This window comes from Robertkochia solimangrovi (assembly GCF_007279655.1).
Classification (GTDB): Bacteria; Bacteroidota; Bacteroidia; order Flavobacteriales; family Flavobacteriaceae; genus Robertkochia; species Robertkochia solimangrovi.
The window spans coordinates 346,586-358,663 of the sequence record NZ_QKWN01000004.1; the positions used below are offsets into that span (position 1 = coordinate 346,586).

The 12,078-nt window shown below is 41.1% G+C and carries 11 protein-coding genes and 2 tRNA genes; 8 read left to right on the forward strand and 5 right to left on the reverse strand.

The window, feature by feature from the left end:
* Positions 1-3 precede the first annotated feature (3 nt).
* The gene (locus DMZ48_RS08030) at positions 4-1,344 is read left to right on the forward strand and encodes a capsule assembly Wzi family protein (RefSeq protein ID WP_143954607.1); all 1,341 of its coding nucleotides are present in this window, start codon (positions 4-6) and stop codon (positions 1,342-1,344) included.
* A 238-nt stretch (positions 1,345-1,582) separates the two neighbouring features.
* Here DMZ48_RS08030 and DMZ48_RS08035 read toward each other — a convergent pair whose 3' ends face one another.
* Positions 1,583-2,116 carry an RNA methyltransferase gene (locus DMZ48_RS08035; RefSeq protein WP_143954608.1) on the reverse strand — a complete coding sequence of 178 codons (534 nt, stop codon included), beginning with the start codon at positions 2,114-2,116 and terminating at the stop codon, positions 1,583-1,585.
* Between the two features lie 198 nt (positions 2,117-2,314).
* On the opposite strand from DMZ48_RS08035, the gene mutS reads away from it, so the two are divergent.
* From mutS to DMZ48_RS08050, 3 genes are all read left to right on the forward strand, one after another.
* Positions 2,315-4,891: a DNA mismatch repair protein MutS gene (gene mutS / locus DMZ48_RS08040; RefSeq protein ID WP_143954609.1), complete on the forward strand. Its 2,577-nt coding sequence runs from the start codon at positions 2,315-2,317 to the stop codon at positions 4,889-4,891.
* 170 nt (positions 4,892-5,061) lie between these two features.
* Positions 5,062-5,134, forward strand: a tRNA-Gly gene (locus DMZ48_RS08045).
* Between the two features lie 161 nt (positions 5,135-5,295).
* Positions 5,296-5,381 (forward strand) — tRNA-Leu (locus DMZ48_RS08050).
* Between the two features lie 254 nt (positions 5,382-5,635).
* Here DMZ48_RS08050 and DMZ48_RS08055 read toward each other — a convergent pair.
* The gene (locus tag DMZ48_RS08055) at positions 5,636-6,547 is read right to left on the reverse strand and encodes a metallophosphoesterase family protein (protein WP_242009153.1); all 912 of its coding nucleotides are present in this window, start codon (positions 6,545-6,547) and stop codon (positions 5,636-5,638) included.
* A gap of 281 nt (positions 6,548-6,828) precedes the next feature.
* Between DMZ48_RS08055 and DMZ48_RS08060 the strand changes: the two genes are divergently transcribed.
* Complete coding sequence (locus DMZ48_RS08060) at positions 6,829-7,203, forward strand: YegP family protein (RefSeq protein ID WP_143954610.1); 375 nt, start codon at positions 6,829-6,831, stop codon at positions 7,201-7,203.
* Between the two features lie 116 nt (positions 7,204-7,319).
* Positions 7,320-8,372, forward strand: coding sequence for a type I restriction endonuclease (locus DMZ48_RS08065; protein ID WP_143954611.1), 1,053 nt, complete (start codon positions 7,320-7,322; stop codon positions 8,370-8,372).
* A 2-nt stretch (positions 8,373-8,374) separates the two neighbouring features.
* Here the strand turns inward: DMZ48_RS08065 and DMZ48_RS08070 are convergent, their stop codons facing one another.
* Genes DMZ48_RS08070 through DMZ48_RS08080 form a run of 3 tightly spaced genes read right to left on the reverse strand, consistent with a single transcriptional unit; the run spans position 8,375 to position 10,410 of the window.
* A complete protein-coding gene (locus DMZ48_RS08070; protein ID WP_242009154.1) occupies positions 8,375-9,118 on the reverse strand; it encodes a hypothetical protein in 744 nt (247 codons plus the stop codon).
* A gap of 44 nt (positions 9,119-9,162) precedes the next feature.
* The gene (locus tag DMZ48_RS08075; RefSeq protein WP_162558684.1) at positions 9,163-9,780 is read right to left on the reverse strand and encodes a DUF998 domain-containing protein; all 618 of its coding nucleotides are present in this window, start codon (positions 9,778-9,780) and stop codon (positions 9,163-9,165) included.
* A 42-nt stretch (positions 9,781-9,822) separates the two neighbouring features.
* On the reverse strand, positions 9,823-10,410 hold the full coding sequence (locus tag DMZ48_RS08080; RefSeq protein WP_143954614.1) for a hypothetical protein: 588 nt from the start codon (positions 10,408-10,410) through the stop codon (positions 9,823-9,825).
* Positions 10,411-10,732: 322 nt separating this feature from the next.
* Here DMZ48_RS08080 and DMZ48_RS08085 point away from each other — a divergent pair, with 322 nt between their 5' ends.
* Positions 10,733-11,506, forward strand: coding sequence for an OmpA family protein (locus tag DMZ48_RS08085; protein WP_143954615.1), 774 nt, complete (start codon positions 10,733-10,735; stop codon positions 11,504-11,506).
* Positions 11,507-11,578: 72 nt separating this feature from the next.
* A complete protein-coding gene (locus DMZ48_RS08090) occupies positions 11,579-12,022 on the forward strand; it encodes a hypothetical protein (RefSeq protein WP_143954616.1) in 444 nt (147 codons plus the stop codon).
* Positions 12,023-12,078: the final 56 nt, after the last annotated feature.

Consider the following 12,078-nt stretch of genomic DNA (forward strand, 5'->3'; position numbering starts at 1 on the left):
ACCATGAACTGTAAAACCTGGCTTGCCCTGCTTGGGTTTATGTTATGTGTTTGTTTCACATACGCACAACGTACTACCTTGACCGGAGAGGTCGAAGCTACCGCTCTGTATGGTACTGATGAAGAACTACCTTTCTGGACTTACACCAACACTTTCGGAAGAATGGAAAAGACCACCAACACCATGGCTCTTGCCTCGGTGAAGGTAAATCACATTCTCGATCGCTGGGCGATCCTTGAAGCCGGCGCCGGAATTATGGGTGCAGAAGGCGGTGACCCTTCCGTTAGAGCAGATCATTATTATATCAGATACCAAAACTTCTGGTTCGGTGTTGAAGCTGGAAAGACACAACCAAAAGAAAACTATGATGGTATCGCGACTGTTAATACCAATTTCATTTGGACCAATAACGCAAGACCGATGCCGGGACTGCGATTCTATACCCGCGAACCCCTTCCTTTAGATAAAGATGAACGACTGTGGATTGAGGCAGACTGGGCTGACTATGTTATGGATGATGATCGCGGTGTTAAAAACACCCGGGTACATTCCAAAAGCGTTAACTTCATCTATAACGTAAACTACGAGAATACCATTGAACTAGGCTTGCAACATGTGGTACAATGGGATGGCGGATGGCCAGTAAAAGGGAGCTTTGGAAAGGGATTTCTGGACTACACCTCTGCAGTTATGGGGAAAGACCGCATAGGAAGATGGGGAAGCAAATCGGAAACCCAGGGTGACTGGAACCAAATGGGCCTCATCATTATGAAATACAGAAAATCCTGGAGAGATACTTCTCTTGAATTCTTTTATAACTACTACCTGGAACAGGTTAATTCCATCGGTCAGAACTTTCCCGACGGACGCTATGGTATTTACCTAAAGAACCTGGATGACCGGCACAGTTTCTGGAGAAGTTTTATCTATGAATTCTATTACACCAAAAGCCAAGGCTATAACGGAACCTCCGGTGACAAAGCAGATAATTATTTTAATCACTCTCCGTTCACCTCAGGATGGACCTTCCACAATCGCGTTGTCGGGAACCCATTCTTCACTGAAGATCCGAACGGAAATGGCATCATAAACAATCACATTATGGTACATCATTTCGGTATGGCAGGTAAATTCGGAGAATTCCCATTTAAAGCCGTTATGAGTTACCGCAAAAATTACGGTCTACAGGGAGAGCCTTATACCGGACCGGCCAATGTACTTTCAGGAGGGTTCGACATGCTGTTTCAAAATGATTTCGTGCCGATCCACCTTTTGATCACTGCAGACTATGCCAAGGAGAATAAAAATGCAGCGATAGGGGTACGACTTCAAAAACAATTTTAGTCCTTCGAAGTGACGTGTACCTGACGGTACTTAGTGTCGATCCTGATCGCTGGCGCGATCAGTTCTCTAGTGTCGCGGTTTGTTTTGCTGGCACAAAACTCCCTTGAGTGACCTTACTGCTCGCTCCCCTTCGGGTCGCATTGCTCTTATAAGTTTTATTTCGGGCTCGCTTCGCATTGTCTTTCGCTTCGCATTGTCATTCGCTTCGCATCGCTTTTTGCTTCGCAGGATCAGCGATTTAGCTATTTTTTGTTTTATTATAAAAATCCCAAATCACAATCCCGGTGGTCACGGCGATATTTAAAGAATGCTTCGTACCGAATTGTGGGATCTCTACGACGGCATCACAGGCAGAAACCACCTTTTGACTCACCCCTTTAACTTCATTTCCCAACACAAAAGCATAAGACTGACCTTTTTCAGGACGAAAGGCATCAAGCATTACGGCACCTTCCGCCTGTTCGATCGCTACGGTGATCACACCGTCTTCCTTCAATCTTTTAATCACCCCAAGACAATCCTGCGCATACTCCCAATGCACACTCTCAGTAGCACCCAAGGCGGTTTTTTGTATATCCTTATGAGGTGGTCTGGCAGTGATTCCGCAAAGGATGATCTTCTCGACAAGGAAGGCATCGGAAGAACGAAATACAGAACCGATATTATTAAGACTGCGAATATCATCAAGAATGATGGTCAGTGGCATTTTATCACTTTCTTTAAAAGCTTCCACGCCGATTCTGTTCAATTCACTGTTCTTTAGTTTTCTCATCCCGGTAATTTTCCGACAAAAATAAGGAGCATCCTTCGAAGGGTAAAGCCTGATGGCCTTAAAAGCGGAATTTTCAACATTATTTGTTTATAAAGAAAGAGGAAACGCTTCGTGCCTCCCCTTAAAAAGTCATATTTTCGTGATTACTAAAAATTGAGCGTTTTGGCAGGATCCAGCAGTAAAAAAGAGACCCCGTTAATGAAACAGTATAACACCATCAAGGCTAAATACCCTGATGCACTATTGCTGTTCCGCGTTGGCGATTTTTATGAAACCTTTGGAGAAGATGCTGTTCGTACCGCAAAGATCCTGGGTATTGTACTTACGCATCGGAATAACGGAAGTGATCGTACCGAACTCGCTGGATTTCCTCATCACTCGCTCCACACCTACCTTCCAAAACTGGTAAAGGCAGGAGAACGTGTTGCCATTTGTGACCAGCTTGAAGACCCTAAACAAACCAAAACAATCGTCAAAAGAGGAGTAACCGAACTGGTAACCCCCGGCGTAGCACTCAATGACGATATTTTGAATGCCAAATCAAATAATTTCCTTTGCGCCCTGCATTTTGAAAAGAAGCAACTGGGTATTTCCTTTCTTGATGTATCAACAGGAGAGTACCTTACCGCCAAAGGAAATGAAGAGTATATCGATAAATTACTTCAGAACTTCCACCCTAGTGAAGTACTGATCTCAAAAAAATACAAGACCGAATTCACTGCCCGATTCGGAAAGGAGCTACATTGTTTCTATATGGAAGACTGGGTATTCCAGGAGGATTACACCCATGAACTTCTGAATAAACATTTCAAAACCTCTTCACTGAAAGGTTTTGGTATCGACCATCTAACCGAAGGAATCATAGCTGCCGGAGCTATCCTGCACTATCTTTCCGAAACCCAGCACAAACAACTGGAACACATCAATACGATAAGTCGTATTGCTGAAGATGAATATGTCTGGATGGATCGATTTACCATCCGAAATCTCGAACTTTATTACGCTAACCAATCAGGAGCGGTCACTTTACTCGACGTGATCGACAAAACGATCTCTCCTATGGGCGGACGCCTGCTAAAAAGATGGCTGGCACTCCCCCTGAAAAGCATTGACAAGATCCGACAACGACATGAGATCGTCGCCTATCTGAAAAACAACGCATCCCTGCATCACGCTTTTCAAACACAGATCAAAAGGATCAGTGATATCGAACGCCTGATCTCCAAGGTGGCTACCGGGAAGATCAATCCGAGGGAAGTCGTCCTGCTAAAAGAATCGCTGGATGCCATTATACCCTTAAAAAAAGCGTCTGCAGAAAGTGATAATCAGAGTCTGAAGGTCATCGGTGACAAACTTCAGGAATGCAGCCTGCTCCGTGAAAGAATCGGTCAAATGATCAATCCGGAAGCGCCGGTGAATATCGCCAAAGGAAATGTGATCGCCCAAGGCTATTCCAAAGACCTGGATGAACTCCGAAATATCGCCTTTTCCGGTAAAGACTATCTGGATGCAATGCTGGAAAGAGAAATGGAACGCACCGGAATCTCTTCCCTTAAGATCGCAAGTAACAACGTTTTCGGATATTACATCGAGGTCCGTAACACCCATAAAGATAAAGTACCCGAAAACTGGATACGAAAGCAAACTCTGGTCAATGCAGAACGCTACATCACCGAAGAACTCAAAGAATATGAAACCAAGATCCTCGGAGCCGAAGAAAAGATAGGCACCCTGGAGCTTCAGCTATTCAATCAACTGGTTGTTTGGATGCACGAATATATCGCTCCGGTACAACAAAATGCCGGTCTGATCGCACAACTCGATTGTCTGTGTGGCTTCGCTGAACTGGCCACCAGCAACAGCTACATCAAACCGGAACTCGATGAAACTCATGACCTCGAGATCGTTAACGGGAGACATCCTGTCATCGAAAAACAATTACCACCCGGCGAACCTTATATAGCCAATGACATTACTCTGAATCGGGAAGAACAACAAATCATCATGATCACTGGCCCGAATATGAGTGGTAAATCTGCGATTCTGCGGCAAACTGCTCTTATCACACTCATGGCCCAAATGGGATGTTTCGTTCCTGCGGAATCTGCGAGAATCGGTATCGTCGATAAGATCTTTACCAGGGTCGGTGCCAGCGATAATATTTCAATGGGTGAATCGACATTTATGGTTGAAATGAACGAAACGGCAAGTATTCTTAATAATATTTCGGAACGAAGCCTGGTATTGCTTGATGAGATCGGCAGAGGAACCAGTACTTATGATGGTATTTCCATCGCCTGGGCGATCGCCGAATATCTACATGAGCACCCGAGTAAAGCCAAAACTTTGTTCGCCACTCATTACCACGAACTGAATGAAATGACCGAAACCTTTGACCGCATTAAGAATTTCAATGTTTCGATCAAAGAGCTTAAAGACAATGTACTATTTCTCCGAAAACTGATTCCCGGAGGCAGCGAACACAGTTTCGGTATTCACGTGGCTAGAATGGCCGGGATGCCATCAGCTGTGATCAGTAAAGCCAATAAAATACTCAGCAAACTCGAAAAATCACACGGAAGAGAAGAACTCACCGATAACCTCAAAGCTGCCCAGGATGAAATGCAACTCAGTTTCTTTAATCTGGACGATCCTTTACTCGAAGAGATCCGTGATGAGATCCTTCACACAGACATCGATACACTCACCCCGGTTGAAGCGCTGATGAAGCTGAATGAAATCAAAAGGATGTTGGTGAAAAAAAAGGCATTATAAACTCATTACCAATAGCTTCACAGTAGAAAGCGACAATAGCCTCTTTTGCAAAACCTAAATTTTTCAGGGTGCTCATGATTCTTTTTTAGAAAATACTTTGCAATTATGAGAATTGTATTAAATTTGCATCCGCATTGATCACTGGTCAATGTTATGTTCATATTACAATCGCGAAAATAGCTCAGTTGGTAGAGCGCAACCTTGCCAAGGTTGAGGTCGCGGGTTCGAATCCCGTTTTTCGCTCCGATCGTACGCAAGCAGTACTTGCGTATTTTTTTTAAACTCCGATCCTATCCCTGAAGCGTCAGGCAAAGATAGTTCGGACTTGCAACAAAAATAGTTGCTCAAGTGGTGGTCCCGAAACATCGGGAGGTAGACACAACTTAAATGCAGCAAAGACAGTTGCTCGAGTGGTGGAATTGGTAGACACGCTGGACTTAAAATCCAGTGGGCAGCAATGTCCGTGCGGGTTCAAGTCCCGCCTCGAGTACTTATTTATGAAAAGCCAAGACGAAAGTCCTGGCTTTTTTGTTTTACGCAGGTCGGGAAAGCTGCGCTTTTACGAAACCGCAGGAAAATAAAAAAGGTATGGCCCGAAGGGATGGCTTTTCATACTCACCAAGTTCGAACGGGACTCGTGAGTGCAATGAAACAACACCGCCTCGAGTACTTATTTATGAAAAGCCAAGACGAAAGTCCTGGCTTTTTTGTTTTACGCAACATTTTTCTCTTTTTCTGAGGAATTTAATACGCATGCGGATAATAGGTATTCACCATCTCTCCGCCTTCGTAGAGATCGATAATGCAGTACCCCGGAGGCGTCTGGTAGTAATAATTCTTTCCGGCAGAATTCTCGTCTCCTTCACCCCACCAGAATCCGCTCATCGATCCATTACAAAAATAATGGACGTCATTATAAACCGCCTTATCCAGTAAATGCATATGCCCGCTGATACAATGAATACGCTTATCCTTATGTTTATAAAACAGATCGGTGATATACAGACCATCTGTATGATTTCCTCCCAGCATGATCGTACTCACACCGAGGATGGGATAATGCGACATCACTAATACCGACGAATTCTCAGGAATCTCAGCAAGGGTATTCTCCAGCCATTGGCGCTGTTCTTCATCCAGAGATCCTGCATTCGCATTGTTACTATCCAACACGATAAAGTGCCATCCGTTTCTCTGAAAACTATAATAACGATCCGGCATGCCGAGTTGCTGCTGAGCGAATGGTTTCCCATACATAGGGTCTTCTTTAGAAGGTGCTGCCCACCACATATCATGATTCCCAAGACAGGCATACATCTCATAATCATCGAAAGACTTTCTCAAACGTTGCCAGGTATCCCATTGCATATTTACCTGTTCCCTTGTCTTGTCATCATAATCGGCTGCCATAATCGTATCGCCTCCATTCAGAAAAAAATCAACCTTATGTACCTTAATGTCTTCCATGCATTTTAAAAATCGCTCCGGAGCAGCATTTTCGGGGGTCATATGGATATCGGTGATATTGGCAATTCGCAATACCCTTTTTTTATCTTCCGGTAAAGGAGTTACACAGGTCGCCATTACGGTTGGCCCCATTACTGCCAAACCTGCAGTGATCCCAAGTTGTTGAAGTACTCGTCTTCTGTTCATCATATAGTTTATAATCCTAAAAGTTAGTACCGGCAAGTCACTCCTTCAAAAAACGAGTGCTTTAGCATGCTAAACCCAACCATGTACTTTTTAAATTTCCGGCAAATTAGCTATTAAACAAAAGCTCATGATGAGCACATTCCTACCTAAAGGTTAAATTATGGTAAAGCGATCTAAATCGTCCCCCATGTATTTCGGAGAAAAAAAACAAGTTTAAACTCTCTTTATTTTATTTTAGATTAGCAGTCTGTTCCTAATTAACAATCAAAATCAGAGATTTGCTTATGGCGATGTTTGTAATCAGCAAACAAGAGAATGGAAATTTTAAATTTGAATATACTTCGAGAAAAGGGACCCCTATTTTTACAAGTATAACCTGTAAGAACAAATCCGATTGCGAGATGATCATCAATGCGATCCGATCCGATGTTCAGGCATTTACCTTTACCCGAAAGAGCTATTCTTCCAAGCATTATTTCTTCCGTATCGCAAAAGACGGATATGTGTTGGCAACCAGCAGAAGGTATTCTTCCGAACAAAGCCTTAATAATGGAATCGTTCGTCTTTTAGACACCCTACACAAAGGAGAGATTCTGGACTTCTCCATCAATGATTTTGTTTTTCCCGAAGAAGAGTCTCTGGGTGAAACAGGATCCTGATCATCTAATTGATTAATAGTAAACAATTTGACTTCATTACGGCTTCCCGTATAGAATTAAAATTAGATCATGATATTTTTAGCTAAAACTATTAATATCAACCTAATTTTATACCAATGGAAATCCTAAACAACTTAAGAAAACTTTCTTCCAAAATTGAAGAATTAAAATCCCAAATTACCACCGAAGAAGCCACAAAGACAGCATTTGTAATGCCTTTTATACAACTTTTGGGTTATGATATTTTTAATCCTACCGAGGTTGTACCTGAGTTCACTGCAGATTTAGGTATTAAAAAAGGAGAAAAAGTTGATTTTGCTGTTTTTGAGAACGGATTCCCTATCCTAATCATAGAATGCAAAAAATGGATGGAGGATTTAAATGTACACAATTCACAATTACACAGATATTTCCATGTAACTAAAACAAGATTTGCACTTTTAACAAATGGCATTGAATACAGATTTTATGCAGATCTTGAAAAAAACAACATCATGGATGACAAACCATTTCTTGAATTTACTATTAATAATTTAAAAGAGAGTACTGCAAATGAAGTCGCAAAATTTCATAAATCTAATTTCGACGTAAATAAAATACTAAGTAATGCCAGCGCGTTGAAATACACAAAAGAGCTTAAGAAGCTAATTTATAACGAACTGAGCAACCCAACTGTAGAGTTCGTAAAATTATTCGCGAATCGTGTTTATAAAGGCCGATTAACTGAAAAAGTTGTTGAACAATTTACAGATATGGTAACAAAAGCTGCAAATCAAATGATCAGTGATAAAGTAAGTGATCGTTTAACTTCAGCTTTGAGCAAAGAAACGGAGCAACAATTATCTGAAGATGAGCTTAACAACGAAGAGCCGAGCAAAATAATAACCACCGAAGAAGAGATGGAAGCTTACAGAATTGTAAAAGCTATCCTTAGAAGAAAAGTCTCCATTTCCAGAATACATCATAGAGACACTCAATCCTACTTCGGCATTCTATTAGACGACAATAATCGTAAACCTATTTGTCGATTACATCTAGATGGCTCTAAAAAACAAATCAGTCTTTTTGACCGGGATAAAATTGCTGTGAAAAAAGAAATAGAAAGTCTAGATGATATCTATTCATTTGAAAATGAATTATTGGCAACTATAGAACTTTATCACGATTAATTTCAGATCTGAATATGGATATGATCATCATGCCGTACGGCAGCGCAACCATGAAACCTTACTTTGGCATCTGAAAGTTTCATTCGGGATTTCAAATGGGGCTCGATGAACATCTTTTGGAGTGCTGGCTGTTTTAGAATTATTTTGCACAACCCTCTGGTATAATTTTCATTAAATAAAAGTTCTTTATTCCACGTTCCGAAGGTTGCGTATCGCGTTATCCCATATTGCCAGTAACCTGCAGCCCTACATTTTGACGGCATACTTTTTTCGTTTTCAGCTGGACCTTCAAATATGCCATACCCACTTACCGAGACCTTCTTATTCGTAGGAGAACGATCAGGTTGCATGTAAATGAAAGCTATATCCACCTTTCGTCCATCATTATGACTTCGATGCGGTAATAGAGGAAAACCTGTAAAGAAAGGAAAGTTCGCATCGAGACACACCACTTTCATTCCCGGATATTTCTGTGCAAATTCGTCGGAAATATTCAATAATGTATTGTTCATCTCCTCAGTTACATAATTCCTGTTAAGCATCCTGTATACAATAGACCTGAGTACAAGATCATCATTCACCTTTATGGGTTCTCTTCCAAAAATCGGAGCCAACTGGGGTACAATTATCAAAACAGACATCAGATAAAGAACCATAAAAGTTAGCAACCTACGAGGCAGGTCCCGAAATATCAGGATACTGATCAGGTACAAAACACCTCCGATCTGAGTAAAAACCGTAAGCATACAAATGATTAGCAAATGGACAAAAAACCTTACGATCATACAGGTTAATTATTTTTAACAAATTTTGCACACAGCACTATCCAAAAAAGAAAAGCTCCTTCAACAACCCTCTGAAAGAGTCCGATATACGCCGACCCTGAATCAAATGTAAGAATTACCACAAAAAGTATGATCATTACTCCCAAAAAATAGGTTTGTCTTACAAATTTTATCGGTCCGTATAAATGATGAATACCTACACCGGTCATCAGGATACAACACGGTGTAAACAAATAGGTAATGATTCCTGTAAAATTATGAACCATGTTCGAAAATGTGGGAGCACCGGTCGCGAAGATACAACCTTCATCGCAAGGAAAAAGCCCGGCTATTATCGTCGCAACCCCATAAAAGATCCCGATTCCGGCAAGACCGATACTTACCAACAAACTCCCTTTTATGAGTCTTCTGACTCCAAAAGCAAATAAAGTGAAACATATTCCAGCGGGAATGTATCCAAACAGACGAATCGGTATACTATACGGAGTATTACGTGCATAAGATTCACTGATCAATTGTGATATCGAATTATAATCCTCAACGGTAACGGATCCAATAAAGGCCGCAAAAAAGAAGAGAAAGACTCCGGCAAGACCGATTGTATATAAAAACTTTTTTCCCATACACTCCATTTAAAATTATGGAATAGAGAAATATCGAAGTAATCAGGGTAGTGCCAAGGCCGCAGCGACAGGCATTTGTTTCAGGCGGTAAACTGCTTTCCGAAATAATTCACTCTCCACTGAATCCCACATGTCATGTTCGGTGAACAACACCCCTACCGTAATACCCTCATACTTTATAATAAGACATTCATGAACATAACCGGTAATACCATATTTAAGATTCCCCAGGCCTATCACGATCTCGTCGGCGGAATAAGTTTTTTCTATTAGGGTGGTTGATGTTGGCTTTCTTGTAGCGATTTCTATAACGCCTTTAGCCGCATCAACCCCAAAACCTACAACTACAGGTCTGCTACCAAGAACTCTGTCGGTAATGCGAGTACTTAAGGCTACCGTAATTGCGATGAGTATAACTCCAATTGCCATGTACTGATAATCCATATGAACGAATCCGTTCAATATACGTTCAAAAAAACCATAGGGTGCTTCATGCGCCATTCTTACTTCAGCGAAGGAAGCAGCATAGAAAGCCAGAACCAGAATGCTCATTACAATTGAAATCAGAATTTTATAACGTCGGTGACTGATCCCAAAAGGCTCGTCAAAAAAACGTGACTTGATCTCCATAGTTTCAGGTTTAGAGGGTTTAGTTTTGGTGAAATGAATCTATTTTAAACTCAAATCGCCTTTCACAAGATAAGAAATAATAGCACATATACCCCCAGAATACCGTTAAACGCCATTTTAATACAGATGATCATCCCTTTTTCATAACGATCAAAGGCTTTAAAAAATATACAGGACATGCAAGGTTGTCTTCGAAAATCAATAATAAAATCATGATTAGCATGTCTTAAATCCACTATTTCTTAAAAATATACTCCCCTCATGGTTTACAGTTAAAAATTAATATCTTGCAGCCGTTTAATTATAACCGATTAATGTAATAATGATGAGATCCCTTTTCCCTTTACTTATCTTACTGGTATTAAGTACGAATGCTTTTGGACAGCGTAAAAGCGACCTGATCGCTCAGATCGATGGTCTGAATAAAGAATTGGATTCCACACAAACGGAACTTTATGTTTCCCAAAGAAGACTGGCTACTGCTGAAACCAAGGCTGAAAACCTGGATTTGCAAATGAAGCAACTTCGGGAAACAAATGAAGGTCTTTTGAAGAACCTCAATAATTTTATTTCTGCTTCAACAGAAAGAACTAACAATATCGGGAAAACACTGGAGACCTTACAACGCAAAGAGGCACAATTAAAAGAGATCCGTCAGAATTTCAGCGCTCATGATTCAGTTTCCTTTGCTGTATTAACCGACCTTAAAAGAACTTTAGGAGAAAATTCCCAGATCACTGTTGAAAATGGAGCTGTAACCGTAGTGCTTACCAATGAATTCCTGTTCGGTGCTTCCGTAAACAAAGCAGTTGTTCAGGAATCTGCAAAGACTATGATCGGAAAGATCTCTGAAGCAGCTCAAAAACATCAAGGTCTGTCTATCAGTGTTGAAGGATTAGGTCCTGACGATATCGCTATGAATTCTCAAAGGGCAGGAGCCGTTGCTCAGGTATTAAAAACGGATTATGAATTCGATCCTGCAAAACTAATGGCAGTAGCGAAGGCAAGCGGCCCAAGTACGGTATTTGTACGCCTTCACCCTGACTTCAATAATTTCTACCTCTGGTTACGAGAACACATGAAGAACGGAAACTAAAATCCGCTTCCTCTACAGCATAGAAATTGCTATCCTTATTTGTTTTATCTTGCAGTACACAAAACGCTCACTATGAAACAGGTATCGATAGCAATTTCCTTTTTTATACTTTTCATTTTTATTTTCGGATGTAAATCCGATACCCGTCAAAATGCAGCCAACACCCTCAACCTAAGTGGGATTTACCGCTATGACCTGAACAATAACCTGATCGAAATGGTCTTAAACCAGGAAAATGATAAGGTCAGTGGTACAGTAACCTATGCGCTGGATGGTAAGGATAAAAATCTCGGTCATTTCGAAGGTTCGCTCAACGACAACTTGCTGCTGGGCACATTTCATTTTCAGTCGGAAGGAGTTATGAGCAGCCGCCAAATGGCCTTTGAAATCCATGGTGATACCTTATACGAAGGATTTGCTCCGGTTCAGGAAACAGATTCGGGAATGGTATTTAAGGATCCGCGATCACTTACTTTCAACAAAAGTATGCCTATCCTCCTCATACAGTCAGAATAGGTGAATAGTACTTCTTTTTCAGAGAAGTGTATTTTGTAAAATTGTCTATCGATTTC